The organism is Kribbella sp. NPDC055071 (genome assembly GCF_053608045.1).
Genome location: NZ_JBSGUS010000004.1, coordinates 266,703 through 284,498, shown reverse-complemented (window position 1 = coordinate 284,498; position 17,796 = coordinate 266,703). Strand labels below are relative to the sequence as shown.

Annotated in this window: 17 protein-coding genes; 7 read left to right on the top strand and 10 right to left on the bottom strand. The window is 68.5% G+C overall.

The window, feature by feature from the left end; genetic code table 11:
- Nucleotides 1–173: 173 nt before the first annotated feature.
- Complete coding sequence (locus ACWF4Z_RS09855) at nt 174–1,226, top strand: LacI family DNA-binding transcriptional regulator (RefSeq protein WP_452242580.1); 1,053 nt, start codon at nt 174–176, stop codon at nt 1,224–1,226.
- Nucleotides 1,227–1,496: 270 nt separating this feature from the next.
- A complete protein-coding gene (locus tag ACWF4Z_RS09850; RefSeq protein ID WP_452242579.1) occupies nt 1,497–1,994 on the top strand; it encodes a DUF3145 domain-containing protein in 498 nt (165 codons plus the stop codon).
- A 228-nt stretch (nt 1,995–2,222) separates the two neighbouring features.
- Here ACWF4Z_RS09850 and ACWF4Z_RS09845 read toward each other — a convergent pair whose 3' ends face one another.
- Complete coding sequence (locus ACWF4Z_RS09845; RefSeq protein WP_452242578.1) at nt 2,223–2,663, bottom strand: hypothetical protein; 441 nt, start codon at nt 2,661–2,663, stop codon at nt 2,223–2,225.
- Nucleotides 2,660–3,148: a MarR family winged helix-turn-helix transcriptional regulator gene (locus tag ACWF4Z_RS09840; RefSeq protein ID WP_452242577.1), complete on the bottom strand. Its 489-nt coding sequence runs from the start codon at nt 3,146–3,148 to the stop codon at nt 2,660–2,662. The genes ACWF4Z_RS09845 and ACWF4Z_RS09840 overlap by 4 nt, the downstream gene beginning before the upstream one ends.
- Nucleotides 3,149–3,220: 72 nt before the next feature.
- On the opposite strand from ACWF4Z_RS09840, the gene ACWF4Z_RS09835 reads away from it, so the two are divergent.
- Nucleotides 3,221–3,919, top strand: a complete 699-nt coding sequence (locus ACWF4Z_RS09835; protein WP_452242576.1) for a hypothetical protein — start codon at nt 3,221–3,223, stop codon at nt 3,917–3,919.
- Between the two features lie 2 nt (nt 3,920–3,921).
- Here the strand turns inward: ACWF4Z_RS09835 and ACWF4Z_RS09830 are convergent, their stop codons facing one another.
- The 6 genes from ACWF4Z_RS09830 to ACWF4Z_RS09805 all read right to left on the bottom strand — a co-directional run bounded on the left by ACWF4Z_RS09830 (nt 3,922) and on the right by ACWF4Z_RS09805 (nt 10,558).
- The gene (locus ACWF4Z_RS09830; RefSeq protein WP_452242575.1) at nt 3,922–5,352 is read right to left on the bottom strand and encodes an acyl-CoA carboxylase subunit beta; all 1,431 of its coding nucleotides are present in this window, start codon (nt 5,350–5,352) and stop codon (nt 3,922–3,924) included.
- Between the two features lie 68 nt (nt 5,353–5,420).
- Nucleotides 5,421–6,656 (bottom strand): beta-ketoacyl-ACP synthase II, encoded by a 1,236-nt coding sequence (gene fabF / locus ACWF4Z_RS09825; RefSeq protein WP_452242574.1) that lies wholly within the window; start codon nt 6,654–6,656, stop codon nt 5,421–5,423.
- A 104-nt stretch (nt 6,657–6,760) separates the two neighbouring features.
- Nucleotides 6,761–7,009: an acyl carrier protein gene (locus ACWF4Z_RS09820; RefSeq protein ID WP_130446978.1), complete on the bottom strand. Its 249-nt coding sequence runs from the start codon at nt 7,007–7,009 to the stop codon at nt 6,761–6,763.
- Between the two features lie 86 nt (nt 7,010–7,095).
- Nucleotides 7,096–8,091: a beta-ketoacyl-ACP synthase III gene (locus ACWF4Z_RS09815; protein WP_452242573.1), complete on the bottom strand. Its 996-nt coding sequence runs from the start codon at nt 8,089–8,091 to the stop codon at nt 7,096–7,098.
- A gap of 1 nt (nt 8,092) precedes the next feature.
- On the bottom strand, nt 8,093–9,283 hold the full coding sequence (locus ACWF4Z_RS09810) for an acyltransferase domain-containing protein (protein ID WP_452242572.1): 1,191 nt from the start codon (nt 9,281–9,283) through the stop codon (nt 8,093–8,095).
- Nucleotides 9,284–9,361: 78 nt separating this feature from the next.
- The gene (locus ACWF4Z_RS09805; protein WP_452242571.1) at nt 9,362–10,558 is read right to left on the bottom strand and encodes a PucR family transcriptional regulator; all 1,197 of its coding nucleotides are present in this window, start codon (nt 10,556–10,558) and stop codon (nt 9,362–9,364) included.
- 48 nt (nt 10,559–10,606) lie between these two features.
- On the opposite strand from ACWF4Z_RS09805, the gene ACWF4Z_RS09800 reads away from it, so the two are divergent.
- From ACWF4Z_RS09800 to ACWF4Z_RS09785, 4 genes are all read left to right on the top strand, one after another.
- The gene (locus ACWF4Z_RS09800; RefSeq protein ID WP_452242570.1) at nt 10,607–11,650 is read left to right on the top strand and encodes a PHP domain-containing protein; all 1,044 of its coding nucleotides are present in this window, start codon (nt 10,607–10,609) and stop codon (nt 11,648–11,650) included.
- A complete protein-coding gene (locus ACWF4Z_RS09795) occupies nt 11,647–12,657 on the top strand; it encodes a pirin family protein (RefSeq protein WP_452242569.1) in 1,011 nt (336 codons plus the stop codon). The genes ACWF4Z_RS09800 and ACWF4Z_RS09795 overlap by 4 nt, the downstream gene beginning before the upstream one ends.
- A gap of 67 nt (nt 12,658–12,724) precedes the next feature.
- Entirely contained in the window at nt 12,725–13,036 is a 312-nt protein-coding gene (locus ACWF4Z_RS09790; RefSeq protein WP_452242568.1) for a hypothetical protein, read from the top strand.
- On the top strand, nt 13,029–14,084 hold the full coding sequence (locus ACWF4Z_RS09785) for a zeta toxin family protein (protein ID WP_452242567.1): 1,056 nt from the start codon (nt 13,029–13,031) through the stop codon (nt 14,082–14,084). Before ACWF4Z_RS09790 ends, ACWF4Z_RS09785 begins: the two co-directional genes overlap by 8 nt.
- A 171-nt stretch (nt 14,085–14,255) precedes the next feature.
- On the opposite strand, the gene ACWF4Z_RS09780 is transcribed toward ACWF4Z_RS09785, so the two are convergent.
- Both ACWF4Z_RS09780 and aceE read right to left on the bottom strand, forming a co-directional pair.
- Nucleotides 14,256–14,771 carry a GNAT family N-acetyltransferase gene (locus ACWF4Z_RS09780; protein WP_452242566.1) on the bottom strand — a complete coding sequence of 172 codons (516 nt, stop codon included), beginning with the start codon at nt 14,769–14,771 and terminating at the stop codon, nt 14,256–14,258.
- A gap of 109 nt (nt 14,772–14,880) precedes the next feature.
- Nucleotides 14,881–17,652, bottom strand: coding sequence for a pyruvate dehydrogenase (acetyl-transferring), homodimeric type (aceE, locus tag ACWF4Z_RS09775; RefSeq protein ID WP_452242565.1), 2,772 nt, complete (start codon nt 17,650–17,652; stop codon nt 14,881–14,883).
- Nucleotides 17,653–17,796: the final 144 nt, after the last annotated feature.

Genomic DNA, 17,796 nt, shown 5'->3' with positions numbered 1-17,796 from the left:
GTTGTTCGTCATGCTGCCCGCGGGCGGAGCGGGCGTCAATGCCTTAGAGTTGGTTTGGTAGCGCTCCCAGTTCCGCCGTCAATCGGGTGTTGGTCCAGCGGCGTCACCCTGACCTTCCGGCCCGCCGGGACGGGAGCGCTACCCTCTACCCACGCGATCGCGAAGGGCTGCCGGTGACCGACCTCTCCAAACGGGCTGACCTCTCCAGGCGGCAAGTGACGCTCGACGAAGTCGCCGAGCGGGCCGGTGTGTCCAGGTCGGCGGCGTCGAGGGCGATCAACAACGCTCCGCACGTCAGCAAGTCGAAGCGGGAGGCGGTCGAGCGGGCCGTCGCCGACCTCGGCTACGTGCCGAACGCAACGGCTCGAGCGCTCGCGACCCAGCAGGTGGGCGCCGTCGTACTCGCGATCTCCAGTGACAACCCGCAGGTGTTCGCCGACCCGTTCTTCGCCGAGGTGGTGGTCGGTATCACCTCGGTGCTCGAGCAGACCGAGCTCGAACTCGTCCTGATGCTCGCGACGTCGACGCGCGGACAGACCCGACTCGAGCAGTTGCTGCGGACCCGCCAGGCCGACGGCGTCATGCTGATGTCGATGCACGGTGACGATCCGCTCGCCACATTGGCCGAGAAGGCCGACGTACCGGTGGTGTTCGGGGGATGCCCGGTCACCTTCGAGCCGCGGTACTACGTCGACGCGGACAACCGAGGTGGAGCCCGGCTGGCGACCGAACACCTGGTCGCGTCCGGCCGGACCCGGATCGCCACCATCACCGGCCGGATGGACGAGGGCGCCGGGACCGCTCGCTACCAAGGATTCCGCGAGGCGATGGCGGTCGCCGGCCTCGATGCGACCCGGGTGGCGCACGGCGACTTCTCCGAGACCGGCGGCAGCCGCGCGATGCGTGAGCTACTGACCAAGCACCCCGATCTCGATGCGGTCTTCATCGCGTCCGACCAGATGGCGATCGGCGCCCTCGAGGTCCTCGCCAACGCCGGCAGGTCCGTCCCGGCCGACGTAGCCCTGGTCGGCTTCAACGACATCACGACCGCACGCCACACCACTCCGCCCCTGACCACGATCAGCCAACCGATCCAATCCTTGGGCCGCGAGATGGCCCGCATGCTCCTCGCCCTCCTCGCCGGCGAAACCCCCACTCCGTTGATCCTCCCCACCCGCCTGGTCCAGCGAGCATCGACACGGACAACCTCGTGGGTTACCCCATGAGGTTGTCCCTTCTCCCACGGTGTTTCGGGGGGAGAACGGTCCATCTCATGGGAGAACCCATGAGATGGACCGGCGCGACACGACCGTGAGGTAGTTGACACGGCGAGGTTGCTGGTGTTTGTGATAGCGGTGGTGCAGGATGTAGGCAGTGTTCTATGGGGAGACGTTTGTGCCCCGTGGGATGCTGTTAGCACTGAGCTCACTGAGCACTGGGATCGACAAGGACTCGAGAACGCTGGGGAAGGCGCCCCTCGAGCACAGGAGGTCCCGGTGGCGACGACTCGTGGCGTTCTTTACGTCCACACGGTGCCGTCAGCGTTGTGCCCGCATGTCGAGTGGGCCGCGGGCGGCATACTCGGTGTGCCCGTCAAACTGGACTGGACGCCGCAGCCCGCGGCTCAGGGCACGTACCGGGCCGAGCTGTCCTGGCAGGCCGAGGTCGGCACTGCCGCGAAGCTGGCGTCCGCCCTGCGCGGATGGCAGAAGCTCCGGTTCGAGGTCACCGAGGAGCCGAGCAACGGCGTCGAGGGCGACCGCTACTCGTTCACGCCCACCCTCGGCGTCTTCCACGCGACCACCGGGATCCACGGCGACATCATGGTGCCGGAGGAGCGGCTGAAGGCAGCAATGCTGAAGGCGGCCAGTGGTGAGGCCGATCTGACCGAGGAGGTCGAGCGGCTGCTCGGCCGGCCGTGGGACGACGAGCTCGAACCGTTCCGGTACGCCGGTGATGGTGCGCCGGTGCGATGGCTGCACCAGGTGGTCTGACGTGAGCACGCTCCCACGGAGGACGAAACTGAGAACTTGAGAAGAAAGCCATGAAGGGCAGGGCTTTCCCCGAACTTTTCGACGAGACTGAGCATCAGACATCTCACCAGGGTGGGAGGGGTCGTGGCCGCTGGGCCACCGGGTGTCGGGACACCCCCGGTTGTCGCACACAGCGGCCGCACCACGTGAAGGGCGCGGACCTCAGGGTCCGCGCCCTTCGTGCTGTGATCAGACCTTGGTGGAGACCGATGGGTGGAAGAAGGCTCGGGACGCGGTCGTCCACAGCAGCACTATCGTGATCACCTGCAGCAGGTCGATCACCGGGATCACGGCGTGGAACATGGTCGACGTGGACCACGACACCAGGCTGAAGATGACCGACAGAGCTTGCGAGATCGTGGTCAGGCGCCGGGTCCACGGTTGGCCGGTGGCGAGCTTCCAGATCAGGAACGCGTTCAGCAGCAGTAACAGCCCGTGGAAGATCGTGGCCGCGAGCAGTGCAGCGTGGACCGAGTTGTCCAACGTCGTCGTACTGAAGTCAGGGTGTTGACCGGCGATCTCCGCGCGGAGCGAGTCCTGCCGGGCCCACATCACCACGGGGATCACCAGGTGGGCGGCCGCGGTGACGGCGAGCAGCACGCGGGCGGTCTGGATGGAGCGCGGAATCATTCGGTCCTCCTTCGGGTCGCGGTTCTCGATGTACGCCGGGAGCCGGCAGGCGCAGCCTCGTCAGCATGATGAGCGGCCCAGGTGTCGTTCAGCAGCAGGACCGACGCCAGCGCGGCCTCGACCTGCTTGTCGGTCCACTGGTCGATGACGCCGGTGAAAGCCGCCGTACCGGCGGTGAGCGCACCTTGCCGGGCGGCCCGACCGGCGGCCGTCGGGGTGACGAGAAAGGTGCGGGCGTCGGCGGGATCGACGGTGAGCTCAACCTGTCCGGCATCCTCCAGAGCGGCCAGGTGCCGACTGACGGCGGACGCGGTCATCGCGAGCTCACCGGCCAGCTCGCCGGGCCGGACCGAGCCGCGATCCACGACCGTCCCCAGCACCTTGAGGCGCACGAGGTCGAGCCGCCGCGAGATCCGCCGATGCCCGGTGCCGATCAAATCCATCACCGCGAGGGCCAACGTCTCACGGTCATTTCGTTTCGCCACGAAAACACTTTAGCAGGATCGGCGGGTCCAAGTGCGCCTGATGTGGCCGGGGTGCGCGGTTATGGTGTGTTGATGGAGTGGATCCTGGTGGTCGTGGCGGGCGGCGGGCTGGTAGGGGCCGGCCGATACCTGCGGACTCGGTGGGCGGCCCGGAAGGTCGGCGCGGAGGAGTTGGCGCAGATCGAGAAGCTGGCCGGCGAGGATGTGACCGAGTTCGGCGAGGAGTTGGCCAGACTGGGGGAGCGGGTCCGGGCCGACGAGCTGGATGCCGACGGCCGGCTCGACTATCAGCAGGCGCTCGGCGCGTACGAGGCGGCGCAGCAGGCCATCGCGAAGCTCAAGCGGGCGGACGACGTCAGCACGATCACCGACACGCTCGCCACCGGACGGTATGCGGTCCTGTGCGTGATCGCGCGGAGTCAAGGAAGGCCCGTACCGGAACGACGGGTGCCCTGCTTCTTCAACCCGCAGCACGGTCCTTCGGTCAAGGACGTGGTCTGGACCCAGCCGAGGCACGGGACGCGGAGGATCGCGGTGTGCGCACAGGACGCCGCCCGGCTGGAATCCGGTGACGACCCCGAGGTCCGGATGGTTGTCATCGGCAACCGTCGGGTGCCGTACTGGGAGGCCGGTAAGGCCGTTCAGCCTTACAGCTCAGGGTATTTCGCCCAGGGCGGCGGAGCGCAGTACGTCGCCGAAGTGACCATCCGGGCCAGCCTCAAGAACGTTGGCGACATCGGCATGGGCGGCGGACTCGGCGGCGGCATCTAGGCCTACAGCGGGATGTTCCCGTGGTGGCCGCGGACCTGACCCGTCGATTCGGCCTTCGCCAACGCCGTGGCGAGCGCCGACCGCGTCCGCGACGGTGCGACGACCTCGTCCACGACCCCGATCTCGCGGGCCCGGTCCAGGCCGCCCGCGATTTTCTCGTGTTCGGCGGCGAGCTCGGCCTCGACCTGCGGACGCAGCTCCGGATCGACCGACGCCAGCTTGCGCCGATGCAGAATCCGAACCGCCGCGATCGCACCCATCACAGCGACCTCGGCCCGCGGCCAGGCAAACACCCGCGTCGCACCCAGCGATCGTGCGTTCATCGCGATATACGCCCCGCCGTACGTCTTCCGGGTCACCAAGGTCACCCGCGGTACGACGGCCTCCGCGAAGGCATGCAGCAGCTTCGCGCCACGCCGTACGACGCCGTCCCATTCCTGACCGACACCCGGCAGATACCCGGGGACGTCGACCAGCACCACCAACGGGACACCGAACGCGTCGCACATCCGCACGAACCGCGACGCCTTCTCCGCCGACAACGCGTCGAGACAACCACCCAGCCGGAGCGGGTTGTTGGCGATCACCCCCACCGTCCGCCCGCCGAGCCGGCCGAGCGTGGTGACGATGTTCGGCGCCCACCGCTGGTGCAGTTCGACGGAGGAATCCTCGTCGAGCACCCCTCCGACCAGCGGGTGGACGTCGTACGCACGTTTGGCCGACTCCGGCAGGAACCCGGACAGGTCCGTGTCCTCGACCTCGGTCGACACCGTGCCTTGATTGGCGAGCAGGTCCGCCAGCCGGCGAGCCTGGGCCAGCGCGGCGGCCTCGGAGTCCGTCGTGATGTGGACAACCCCGGACCGTCGGCCGTGCGGCTCCGGCCCGCCGAGCCGCAGCATGTCGACGTCCTCACCGGTGACCGATCGCACCACGTCCGGCCCGGTCACGAAGATCCGGCCTTCCGGTCCGAGGACGACGATGTCGGTCAACGCCGGACCGTACGCCGCACCACCTGCGGCCGGTCCAAGGACGACAGAGATTTGCGGGATCTTCCCCGACGCCTGTGTCATCGCGAAGAAGATCTTCCCGACCGCGTGCAGGCTCAGCACCCCCTCGGCCAGCCGTGCGCCACCGGAGTGCCACAGCCCGATGATCGGCACCTGCTCGGCCCGCGCGATCTCGTACGCCGTGACGACGACCTCGCAACCCTCGTCACCCATCGCGCCACCCATGACGGTCGCGTCCGAGCAGAACGCGACCACCCGCGCACCCGAGATCGTGCCCCGGGCCGCGACCATCCCGGACAGATTGTCCGGCGTGATCAGCGACAGGCTGCCTGGATCCAGCAACTGCGAAAGCCGGGCGACCGGGTTCCGCGGGTCCTGCTCACGCGGGATCTTGACGGGCTTGGGTGCGACGGGGGCGGTGGTCATGGATCCTCCGGGGTGTGAAGGAAACTACGGGTGCTGCCCGGGAGAGTCCCCCGGGCAGCAGGCGGTTGTTAAACCGTCTTGAAGGCGATGGCGGCGTTGTGGCCGCCGAAGCCGAACGAGTTGTTCAGCGCCGCGATGTCCCCGTCCGGGAGCTTGCGCTGTTCGGTGGCGACGTCCAACTCGATCTCGTCGTCGAGCTTGTCCACGTTGATGGTCGGCGGCGAGACCCGGTGGTGCAGCGCGAGCACGGTCGCGATCGACTCGACCGCGCCGGCAGCGCCGAGCAGGTGACCGATCATCGACTTCGGCGCCGTCGCGACCGCGTGGTCGGCGTCGTTGCCGAGGGCCTGCCGGATCGCCAGCGACTCCGCGACGTCGCCTTGCGGGGTCGAGGTGGCGTGCGCGTTGATGTGGAAGATGTCGGCCGGCGTGAGGTCGCCCTCGACCAGCGCCCGCTGCATCGCCCGGCGCGCACCGGAACCGGTCGGGTCGGGCTGTGCGATGTCGTGGCCGTCGGCGGAGATGCCGGCGCCGGCGAGCTCGGCGTAGATCGTCGCGCCGCGCGCCTTGGCGTGCTCGTACTCCTCCAGGATCAGGATGCCGGCGCCTTCACCGAGCAGGAACCCGTCCCGATCGACGTCCCACGGCCGCGACGCCTTCTCGGGCTCGTCGTTCCGCTTGCTCAGCGCCATCATCTGCCCGAACGCCGCCAGCGGCAGCGCCATGATCGAGCCTTCGGTCCCGCCGGCGATGACCACGTCCGCGCGGCCGAGCCGGATCTGGTCGAGGCCGAGGGCGATCGCCTCGTTGCCGGAGGCACAGGCCGAGACCGGGGTGTGGACGCCGGCCTTCGCGCCGAACTCCAGGCTCACGTACGCGGCGGACGAGTTCGGCATCAGCATCGGGATCGCCAGCGGCGAGACCCGGCGCGGGTTGGTCTTCAGGAGGTCGTAGTTCGCCAGGGTGGTGTGCAGGCCACCGATGCCGGAGGCAACAGCCACCCCGAGCCGCTCCTTGTCGAGCCCGGAGTCCTCCAGGCCGGAGTCGGCCCAGGCCTCGCGGGCGGCGACCACAGCGAACTGTGCGGTCCGGTCGAGGCGGCGGGCCTTGACCCGCTCGATCACCTCGGTGGGCTCGACGGCGGCCGGAGCGGCGATCTGGCAGGCCAGGTTCTGCACCCAGTCATCGGTCAGCCGCTTGGCGCCGGAGCGTCCCGCCAGCAGTCCGTCCCAGGTGCTCGACACGTCGCCGCCCAGTGGCGTCGTCGCTCCGAGTCCGGTGATCACGACTCGGGTCTTCGACATCTTGTACCTCATCCTTCACGAGAGAGCTGGGGAGTAAGGGGGCCGATGTGGTGCTCACCCAAGGGTTTCGGGTGAGCACCCCGGCCAGCACGGGTACGGCGTGATCAGCCGTTTTGGGCGCGCTCGATGAACGCAACCGCGTCGCCGACGGTCTTCAGGTTCTTGACCTCGTCGTCGGGGATCTTCACGTCGAACTTCTCCTCGGCGGCGACCACGACCTCCACCATGGAGAGCGAGTCGACGTCGAGGTCGTCGGTGAAGGACTTGTCCAGCTGGACGTCCTCGACCGGGATGCCGGCGATCTCGTTCACGATCTCGGCGAGGTTGGAACGGATCTCTTCGGTGCTGGCCATCTTCTCGGTTTCCCTTTCGGAGTTACTGGGCTACTTCAGCCGGGCCGGCCACGTCGGCCGCCCCGGACAACTATGGACCAACGGTGTTACGGGAGCCTGATCACCTGGGCGGCGTACACGAGGCCGGCGCCGAAGCCGATGATGAGGGCGAGGTCGCCGCTGCGGGCCTCGCCGGACTCCCGCATCGCGGTGATCGCGAGCGGGATCGACGCGGCCGAGGAGTTGCCCTGCCGCTCGATGTCCCGGGCGACCTTGATGTGGTCCGGCAGCTTGAGGGCGCGGCGCATCGCGTCAGTGATCCGCATGTTCGCCTGGTGCGGCACGAAGAGATCGAGGTCCTCCGCCTTCACCCCGGCCACGTCGAGCGCCTGCTGCGCGGCCTTCGCCATCTCGAACGACGCCCACCGGAACACTGGGTTGCCGTCCATCGCCAGGTGCGGCCAGTTGGTGGCGGCGACCGCTTCCTGCCACGACTCGGTCTGGCTGATCAGCTCGTGCTGGCTCCCGTCGGAGCCCCACACCACCGGACCGATGCCGGGCTCGTCGGCCGGCCCGACCACTGCCGCACCGGCACCGTCGGCGAAGATGAACGCCGTACTGCGGTCGGTCCGGTCGGTGATGTCGCTGAGCCGCTCGACCCCGATCGCCAGCACGTACTTCGCGCTACCGCCACGGACCAGGTCGTTGGCCATGGCGATGCCGTAGCAGAAGCCCGCGCACGCGGCCGAGATGTCGAACGCGGCCGCGGTCGGCGCCCCCACCTCGACGGCGACCCGGGTCGCGATCGCGGGGGTCTGGTAGAGGTGCGTGACGGTGGAGACGATGACGCAGCCGATTTGCGCCGGGTCGATCCCGGACTCGGCCAGCGCGTCCTTGGCGGCGTTCACCGACATCATCAGCACGGTCTCGTCGTCGCTGGCCCAGCGCCGCTCCTTGATCCCGGAACGGGTCTGGATCCACTCGTCGCTGGAGTCGATCTGCTCCAGGATCTCGGCGTTCGGTACGACGCGACGCGGCCGGTACGACCCGATGCCGAGGATTCCGGCGTACGCCGAACCTGTCGTGGCGGTGATCGTGGTCATCTCAGTTGCCTCCGTTGGGGTGCAGACGAACCAGCGGCTGACCCGGGGCGACCGGATCGCCCTCTTCGACCAGCCACTCGACGACGATGCCGCCGTGCGGTGCCTTCACCTCGAGCTCGTCGCGCAGGCTCTGCACCTTCGCCACGACCTCACCGGCCTCGACCGTGTCACCGGACTCGCGGTTGACCTGCTCGGCCCGGGTGAACGTGCCCTTCATCGGCGCGACCAGCAGCCGCCAGGTCGGCGACGCGTCGAGCTCGGACGGGCTGCCGTGCTTGTCCACGAACGCGCGGGCGTCGTCCAGCTGGTCCGGTGTCTTCAGCGCGAACGTCTCGACGCCCTTCAGCGCCCGGCGTGCGATTCCCGTCAGCGTCCCGGCCGGCGGCAGCTCGAGGATGCCGGTCACCTGGAGGTCGGACATCGTCTGCATGCACAGATCCCAGCGGACCGGCGCGTTGACCTGCCGGACCAGGCGGTCCAGCACGTCGCGGCCGTCGTGGACGACCTGGCCGTCCCGGTTCGAGATCAGGCGGGTGCGGGGGTCGTGGGTGCTGATCGCGGTCGCATACTTCGCCAGCGTCTGGACCGCGGGCTCCATGTGCCTGGTGTGGAAGGCTCCGGCGACCGACAGCGGGATCAGCCGGACCTTGGCCGGCGGGTCGGCGGCCAGTGCGGCCAGCTCCTCGACCGTGCCGGCCGCGACGATCTGGCCGGGGCCGTTGTCGTTCGCGGCAGTCAGGCCGTGCTCGGCCAGCTTGGCCAGAATCTCGTCCCGGTCGCCGCCGAGGACGGCGGTCATCGAGGTCGCGGTCAGCGCGGCGGCCGAGGCCATCGCCTTGCCGCGCTCGCGGACCAGGACCATCGCTTGCTCGGCGGTCAGTACGCCGGTGCCCGCGGCGGCCGCGATCTCACCGACGCTGTGCCCGGCGACGGCGCCGACCTTGGTGAACGCGTCGGCCGGATGCGGGAACACCGCCAGCGCGGCGAGCATGCTGGACGCGACCAGCAGCGGCTGCGCGATCGCAGTGTCCCGGATCGTGTCGGCGTCGGCCTGGGTGCCGTAGTGGGCGAGGTCGAGACCGGCGACCGCGGACAACCAGTTCAGCCGGCTCGCGAACGCGGGATCCTCCAGCCACGGCTCGAGGAATCCTGGAGTCTGGGCGCCCTGACCGGGCGCGACGATGACGAGCACGGGACAACTCTCCCTCAGGTGGGCCGGTTCCGAGCCGGAAAGCAGCACGAATTCTACCGGGCCGCGTTTGTAGGGATCCTACAAAACGGAGCTTCCCGGCTCGGGATTGAGCAGGCGACCCAAGGTCAGTGCGACACGAAGTGTGAAAGCGTCGCGGGGGTCCAGGGGGTTGTAGCCGGTGAGATCGGCCACACGCTTCAACCGGTACCGCACGGTGTTGGCGTGGATGAACATGGCCCGCGCGGTCGCCTCGATCGACCCACCGGAGTCCAGGTACGCCGACACCGTGTCGCGGAGGACGCCATCCCCCATCGTGAGCGGGCCGTAGACGTCCGTGGCCAGTTGGCGGCGGGCATGACCATCGCCGGACAGCGATCGTTCGGGCAGCAGTTCGTCGGCCTGGACCGGCCGCGGCGCGCCCGGCCAGGCGGGTGCGGCGCGGAGTCCGGCGACGGCCGCGCGGGCCGACGTCACGGCCGCCATCAGGTCTTTCACGACCGGGCCGACCACGATCGGACCAGGTCCGAAGTAGTTCGCCAGCTTTTGTACGATCTCCACAGGTTTGCTCGTACCGCCGAGTACGACCACCAGCCGGTCGCCCTGGACCGCGCACAACGCGTCCGCGCCGGTCTCGCGGGCGGCGTACCGGACCGCGTCCGCCACGTTGGCGGTCCCTTCCGGTGCCCGCCCGACCACGACGGCGACCTGAGCGGAACCCGACGTACCGGCTGAACCGGTCCAGCCGAGGGCGGAGGCGCGGGAGCGGACCGACTCGTCCGCCTCGCCGCGGATCACCGAGTCGACGACGAGGGCTTCCAGCCGGGCGTCCCAGGCGCCGCGCATCTCGGCGGCCTGCGCGTACACGGTGGCGGCGGCGAACGCGACCTCACGGGCGTAGCGCTGCATGGCTTCGTAGACCATCGGCAGGTCGTCGGGCGGGAGCAGGTCGCCAATCGTGTTCTCGATCGTCTCGATGGTGGTGCGGACCAGATCGACGGTCTGGTGCAGCGAGATCACCCGGGTGAACTCGCGGGGTGCCGAGCCGAAGATCCGGGTCGGCATCGTCGAATGCGCGTCGGGGTCGCGGAACCAGTCGACGAACGCCGAGATGCCGGACTGCGCGACCAGCCCGATCCAGGACCGGTCCTGCGCGGAGAGCTTGCCGAACCACGGCAGGTTCGCCTCCATGGCCGCCATCGCCGCGGTGGCGAGCGCGCCGGTCGCGTTCTGCAACCGCTCTGCCCGCGCCAGATGCGCGCCTGCCTGCTGTCCCACGGACCGACCTTAGCCGTGCTTCAATCATGGGCTGCCATCATGGGACGCATGAGTGACAAGGCGGGTGTCGAGGCCGCGGTCGCGGCGCTGCGAGCGATCGGGTACTACCTGGAGCGCGACCGGCAGCCGACGCACCGGGTGAAGGCGTACCGGCGCGCGGCCGACACCATCGCCGGTCTGCCGGCCGCCGAGGTGCGCGCCCGCCGCCGGGCCGGGACGCTGACCGAACTCCCGGGGATCGGACCGAAGACCGAGGCCGTCATCCTCGAAGCGATGGACGGCGCGACCCCGTCGTACCTGGTCAAGCTGGAGGAAGCTGCCGGCGCCCTGACCACGGCCGGTGTGGCGATGCGCGCGGAGCTCACGTCCGACCTGCATCTGCACTCGGAGTGGTCCGACGGCGGCAGTCCGATCGAGGAGATGGCCCGTACGGCGCATCGCCTGGGACACCAGTACATGGCGCTGACCGATCACTCACCCCGGCTGACCGTCGCGAACGGCCTGTCCCGCGAACGGCGGCTCCAGCAGCTCGAGGTCGTTGCCGAGCTCAACAAAAAGCTGGCCGACGAGCTGGACGGCTTCGCGATCCTCAACGGGATCGAGGTCGACATCCTCGAGGACGGCGCACTCGACTGCGACACCGAGATCCTGGCCAGGCTGGACGTGGTCGTCGCCAGCGTGCACTCCAAACTGCGGATGGCCGCCGAGCCGATGACCGAGCGGATGGTGCGCGCGATCGCGAACCCGCACGTCGACATCCTCGGCCACTGCACCGGCCGCCTGATCACCGGCGGTCGCGGTACCCGGCCGGAGTCCGAGTTCGACGCCGAGGTGGTCTTCGAGGCGTGCCGCCAGTTCGGCACCGCGGTCGAGATCAACTCCCGGCCCGAACGGCTCGACCCACCCAAACGCCTGCTGTCGATGGCGGTCGAGATGGACTGCATGTTCTCCATCGACACCGACGCGCACGCGCCCGGGCAACTCGACTGGCAGGTCTACGGCTGCGAGCGCGCCGAGGACTGCGGCGTCACGCCGGATCGCGTCATCAACACGTGGGATCAGCAGCAACTCCGGGAATGGACAGCGTCATGAGCGATCTGGAGAAGGACCCGGTCGAGGTCGTGTGCGACGGCTCCGACGGCGAGGGTCCGACGTACGAACTGCTCGAGCCGCGGGAGGTCCTGCTCGGGCGGACGACGAAGGTACGGCGCCTGCTGCCGAACAAGAATCGCCGGATGGTCGGAGCGTGGTGCTTCGTGGACCACTACGGTCCGGACGATCTGACCACCCGGGTCGATTCCTACGACGTACCGGGGGAGCGGGGGATGCAGGTCCCGCCGCATCCGCATACGAGTCTGCAGACGGTGTCCTGGTTGTTCGAGGGGGAGATCGAGCATCGCGACAGCGTCGGATCGCATGCGTTCGTGCGGCCGGGCGAGCTCAACATCATGACCGCGGGGAACGGGATCGCGCACTCCGAGGTCTCGACGCCGACAGCGCCGCCGATGCTGCACGGCGCACAACTGTGGGTCGCGCTGCCGGATTCCGTGCGTACGACGGTTCCGCCGGCCTTCAACGCGTATGCCGATCTCCCGACCGTCGACTTCGATGGCGCGCGGGCGACCGTGATGATCGGGACCGTCGCCGGAGTCACCTCACCTGCTCCGGCGTACACCCCACTGGTCGGCGCGGACGTCACCATCGAGGCCGGGCGGACGCTGTCGTTGCCGCTGACACCTTCCAACGAGTACGCCGTACTGATCGTCGACGGCTCGTTGTCGGTCGGTGACCTGACCCCCGGCTTCGGCGAGATGACCTACCTCGGCGGCGGTCGCGACGCGGTCGAGCTGGTTGCCGCCAGCAACGGTGTCCGCTTCCTCCTGCTCGGTGGCGAACCGTTCGAGGAACAACTCGTGATGTGGTGGAACTTCATCGGCCGCAGCCACGAAGAGATCGTCGCCGCCCGCGACGCCTGGCAAGCCGCCATCACCCCCACCGGCAACCCCCGCTTCCCCATGGTCCCCGGCTACGACGGCGCCCCCCTCCCCGCCCCACCGCTGCCCGCCACCACCCTCAAACCCCGCCCCCGCACCCGCTGACCAGTTATCCACAGGCCGCCAGACACCCGGTTGCCGCCGCGGGTCGACAACGGCGACAGTGGAGGGCATGACGGACAACGACGAATCGCCCACGCTGAGCAACGTCACGCCGTACGAATGGAACAATGACCAAGCCATAGATTTCGAGGTCGCCCAAGACACGATCAGTCTCTTCATCGCCCACTGCACCGACAAATACTGGACCGAACGCCGTAGCGAATCCCCAGACCAGTCAGTCATGGACTACTGGGACGAGCAGAGCCGGCTCGCATCAAAGGCCCGGCACGCCTTACGCTCCGACGATCCTGCCGCCATCCGCGACACCCTGCAGACCTACAGCGCCCGCCTCCGCAAGCTCAACGGACCCACCGATGGCTGAGGCAATCGATCTTGAACGCTTCAAGCTCCCGGCGCCCCTCCACGAGGAGATCTTCCGCGGTCGAATTGTTCCGCGCGAACTGGATAGCGCCGTGTCGCAGCGGTACCCGGTGGTGGTGTTCGTCGGCGGCCAACCGGGCGCGGGAAAGACGGCGGCGACAGACATGATCAAGCACACCATGGGTTTGCTCGGACCGGCTGCTCATGTCTGTGGAGACTTCTACAAGCCTTACCATCCGGACTACAACCGGCTGATGGCCACCGACGACCGGACCGCCGGTGCGTACACGAGACTCGACACCCGGCTCTGGCATGCGGACGCGGAGGACTGGGCCCGCGCCCGGCGCTGTCACACCGTCGTCGAGACCGCGTTGGCGGATGCGGGAGAGTTCGCCGAGTCGGCAGCGCGGTTCCACGCCGCAGGTTTCAGAGTGGAGGTTGCTGTTCTTGCGGTGCCTGAGGCGCTGAGCCGACTCGGCATCGTCGCGCGCTACCTACGGCAGGTGGAGTTCCACGGACATGGTCGTTTCGTCGCTCAGTCGAATCACGACGCCTGCTACCGAGGGGTGCCGGAGACGGTTGCTGCGATTCACGCGCAAGGTCTCGCCGGCAACATCGTCGTCTTCCGGCGAGGAGCAGGCGTGGTCGCCGCGGCGCATCGCGACGACCGTGGCGTCTGGAACGGCACCGACCTACTCACCGAGTCTGTTGCGGCGGAACGGCGACGCCCATGGACCATCGACGAGTCACTGAAGTTCTGCGCCAACCTCAACAGCATCGCCCAGCAGGCCGGCCCTGACTGGCACGCTGAGCTCCGCCTGATCGCGGAACTGGCTCGCCCACTCGCCACAGCAGGCACGCCTCTGGACGCTGCAGCGCAAGGGCAGGCGGGTGCCAGCTTTCGCGACATCGCCGAACTGAGTCGAGCGCGGTCCGCGAGCCTGCTGCCGGGTGGCGGTGGGTTGGCGGGTGGCCCGGCGCCGCCGGCGATGTACCGCAGGCCGGCTTCGACTGCACGAGCTCAGTTGGTGGCGATGAGGCGTGATTGAGGGGTGGCGCGGCGGTGGTGGTAGGACCAGGTGAGGGCTAGGAGGGAGGGGCCCCAGAGGTTCAGGGGGAGGTAGGCGGTGAGCATGAGGGTTTTCCCGGTGGGGGTGGAGAACTGGATGAGTCAAACGCCTCCCTCCTCGGAGTCTGCGTGGCTCGCTCCGGAGAGTGGTTCAGAGGGTGATCCAGTAGCGCCGGGTCGTGCCGAGCCAGGTCTCGCGGACGTCTTCGAGGACGCCGCCGTTGCGCTCGATCGTCTTCGCCGACGCGACGTTGTCGTCGTCGCAGGTGATGAGCACGCGGTCCATCCCGCGCTTGCGCGCCACGTCGACCACTTGGCCGAGTGCCCACGTTGCGAGCCCACGGCCGCGAGCCGACGGGCGAACGCCGTACCCGATGTTCCCGCCGCCCTCGAGCAGCTTGGCATTCAGCGCGTGCCGCAGGGTGATGGCCCCTTGATAGTTGCCGTCGTCAACGATCCACCAGAACGTCGCGGGGACCCGATCGGGCGTGGTCGCAACGGAGCCCTGCGCGCGCAGCCGTTCCAACCACGCGACGAATCCCTCGACCGTCGTCAGGTCGGTCGCCTCCCACAACCCGGCGCCGTCTTGGGAGTCGGTACCCCATTCCCGCGCAGACTCCAGCCAGGAATCCCGCAGCTCCACCGTCGGCTCGATCAGTTCAGGCATGCCACGAGGGTAGAGCCGACGCCGACAACACTCCTACCGAGTTTTTCGCGCCCGGCAAGTCAAAGGGCCGCCCACTCGCCTGAGTGGACGGCCCTTCAGCCGAACAGCGTCAGGCGCCGGCGCCCTCTTGCTTCACGCCGGCGACCGCGGTCGGGTCGTCGATGGCGAACTTGCGGGCCGCCTCGACGGCGACCTCCGGCTTGATGTCGCCGCGCTTGGCCAGGATCTCCAAGGTCGCCACGACGATCGACTCGGCGTCGACGTGGAAGTGGCGCCGCGCCGCCGCGCGGGTGTCGGCCAGGCCCCAGCCGTCGGTCCCGAGCGAGCTGTAGTCGTTCGGCACCCAGCGGGAGATCTGGTCCTGCACCGCGCGCATGTAGTCGCTGACGGCAACGACCGGGCCGACCGTATTCCTCAGTTGCTCGGTGACGAACGGGACCTGCTCCGGCTCCTCCGGGTGCAGCAGGTTGTGCTGCTCGGCCGCGATCGCGTCCCGGCGCAGCTCGTTCCACGAGGTCACCGACCAGATGTCGGCGGCGACCGAGTACTCCTCGGCGAGGATCTGCTGGGCCTTCAGGACCCACGGCAGCGCGACCCCGGACCCGAGCAGCTGCACCCGCGGTACGTCGTCACCCTCGGCAGTCTCGTACTCGTTGAAGCGGTACATGCCCTTCAGCAGTGCCGCGACATCGAGGTTCTCCGGCTCGGCCGGCTGGTGCACCGGCTCGTTGTACACGGTCAGGTAGAAGAAGATGTCCTCACCGAACGGCTTCTTCTCGTCCAGCCCGTAGCCGTACATCCGGCGCAGACCGTCCTTGACGATGTGCGCGACCTCGTAGGCGAACCCGGGGTCGTAGTGCACCGCGGCCGGGTTGGTCGAGGCGAGCAGCGGCGAGTGACCGTCCGCGTGCTGCAGTCCCTCACCGGTCAGCGTCGTACGCCCGGCGGTCGCACCGACCAGGAAGCCCCGGCCGAGCTGGTCGCCGAAGGCCCAGAGCGAGTCACCGGTCCGCTGGAACCCGAACATCGAGTAGAAGATGTAGAACGGGATCATCGGCTCGCCGTGCGTCGCGTACGCCGTACCAGCCGCGATCATCGAGCCCATCGCGCCGGCCTCGCTGATGCCCTCGTGCAGCAGCTGGCCCTTCTCGGACTCCTTGTACGACAGCAGCAGGTTGCGGTCGACCGCTTCGTAGGCCTGGCCGTGCGGGTTGTAGATCTTCGCCGTCGGGAACATCGAGTCCATCCCGAACGTGCGGTACTCGTCGGGAGCGATCGGGACGATCCGGTGGCCGATCTCCGGGTCCTTCATCAGGTCGCGGAACAGCCGGACCAGCGCCATCGTGGTGGCGACCGGCTGGTTGTTGCCCTTGGACAGCGGCTTGTAGACGTCGTCGCCCGGGAGCTTCAGCGACGTCTTCGGCGCCACCCGCCGCTGCGGCAGCGAACCGCCGAGCTGGCTGCGCCGGTCCATCATGTACTGGTACTCCGGCGAGTCCTTGCCCGGGTGGAAGTACGGCGGGTTGTAGGCGTCCTCGAGGTCCTTGTCGTCGATCGGCAGGTAGAGCCGGTCGCGGAAGGCCTTCAGGTCGTCGGAGGTGAGCTTCTTCATCTGGTGGGTCGCGTTGCGGCCCTCCAGCGCCTCGATCGTCCAGCCCTTGATGGTCTGGGCCAGGATCACCGTCGGCTGACCGACGTGCTCGGTCGCGCTCTTGAACGCCGCGTACACCTTGCGGTAGTCGTGACCGCCGCGGGGCAGCTTGCGTAGGTCCTCGTCGGACAGGTTGCTGACCATCTGCTGCAGCCGCTGGTCGCCGCCGAAGAAGTTGTTCCGGATGTACTCACCGGACTCGACCGAGTAGGTCTGGAACTGGCCGTCGGGCGTGGTGTTCATCTTGTTCACCAGCGCGCCGTCGTGGTCCTGTGCGAGCAGGTTGTCCCACTCGCGGCCCCAGATCACCTTGATCACGTTCCAGCCGGCTCCGCGGAAGAACGCCTCCAGCTCCTGGATCACCTTGCCGTTGCCACGGACCGGGCCGTCCAGCTGCTGCAGGTTGCAGTTGATCACGAAGGTGAGGTTGTCGAGCTCCTCGCGGGCGGCCAGGCCGATCGCGCCGAGCGACTCCGGCTCACCCATCTCGCCGTCGCCGAGGAAGGCCCAGACGTGCTGCTGGCTGGTGTCCTTGATCTCGCGGTGGTGCAGGTACCGGTTGAAGCGCGCCTGGTAGATCGAGTTCAGCGCGGCCAGACCCATCGAGACGGTCGGGAACTCCCAGAAGTCCGGCATCAACCGAGGGTGCGGGTACGACGACAGGCCGTTGTGCGGACCGCGGGAGACCTCCTGGCGGAAGCCGTCCAGCTGGTCGGTCGACAGCCGGCCCTCGAGGAAGGCCCGCGCATACATCCCGGGGGAGGCGTGACCCTGGATGAAGATCTGGTCGCCGCCGCCGGGGTGGTCCTTGCCGCGGAAGAAGTGGTTGAAGCCGACCTCGTACAGGCTGGCCGCGGACTGGTAGGTGGCGATGTGACCGCCGACCTCGAGACCCTTGCGGTTGGCCTTGCTCACCATCACCGCGGCGTTCCAGCGGATGAAGGCGCGGATCCGGCGTTCGATGTGCTCGTCGCCGGGGAACCAGGGCTCCTTCTCGGGCGGGATCGAGTTGATGTAGTCGGTGCTCCGCAGGGCGGGCACCCCGACCTGTCGCTCCCGGGCCCGCTCGATCAGCTTGAGCATCAGGTAGCGCGCTCGCGCCTTGCCCCGTTCGTCCAGGACGGCGTCGAGCGATTCGACCCACTCGCGTGTCTCGTCGGGGTCGATGTCGGGGAGCTGGGTGGGCATCCCCTCGGTGATGATGGCTGGTGGTTCGTGTCCGGAAGCCACGGTGTCCTGCCGTTCTCTCTGCCGCTCTTTCAGGGTTGTCTTCACCGCAATCCTGTCACCTGTTCGGAATGCGTTCTACTTCGCCTTCCGCGGCGGCCCGATTCCGGTCGTCCTCGCGTGATCTGAGCGGACACGGACAGTACC

Excerpts from the sequence above, each read along its gene's own strand:
- ACWF4Z_RS09845 (WP_452242578.1), bottom strand. The coding sequence starts at position 2,663 with ATGATTCCGCGCTCCATCCAGACCGCCCGCGTGCTGCTCGCCGTCACC.
- ACWF4Z_RS09835 (WP_452242576.1), top strand. The coding sequence starts at position 3,221 with ATGGAGTGGATCCTGGTGGTCGTGGCGGGCGGCGGGCTGGTAGGGGCC.
- ACWF4Z_RS09830 (WP_452242575.1), bottom strand. The coding sequence starts at position 5,352 with ATGACCACCGCCCCCGTCGCACCCAAGCCCGTCAAGATCCCGCGTGAG.
- fabF (WP_452242574.1), bottom strand. The coding sequence starts at position 6,656 with ATGTCGAAGACCCGAGTCGTGATCACCGGACTCGGAGCGACGACGCCA.
- ACWF4Z_RS09820 (WP_130446978.1), bottom strand. The coding sequence starts at position 7,009 with ATGGCCAGCACCGAAGAGATCCGTTCCAACCTCGCCGAGATCGTGAAC.
- ACWF4Z_RS09815 (WP_452242573.1), bottom strand. The coding sequence starts at position 8,091 with ATGACCACGATCACCGCCACGACAGGTTCGGCGTACGCCGGAATCCTC.
- ACWF4Z_RS09800 (WP_452242570.1), top strand. The coding sequence starts at position 10,607 with ATGAGTGACAAGGCGGGTGTCGAGGCCGCGGTCGCGGCGCTGCGAGCG.
- ACWF4Z_RS09795 (WP_452242569.1), top strand. The coding sequence starts at position 11,647 with ATGAGCGATCTGGAGAAGGACCCGGTCGAGGTCGTGTGCGACGGCTCC.
- ACWF4Z_RS09790 (WP_452242568.1), top strand. The coding sequence starts at position 12,725 with ATGACGGACAACGACGAATCGCCCACGCTGAGCAACGTCACGCCGTAC.
- ACWF4Z_RS09785 (WP_452242567.1), top strand. The coding sequence starts at position 13,029 with ATGGCTGAGGCAATCGATCTTGAACGCTTCAAGCTCCCGGCGCCCCTC.
- ACWF4Z_RS09780 (WP_452242566.1), bottom strand. The coding sequence starts at position 14,771 with ATGCCTGAACTGATCGAGCCGACGGTGGAGCTGCGGGATTCCTGGCTG.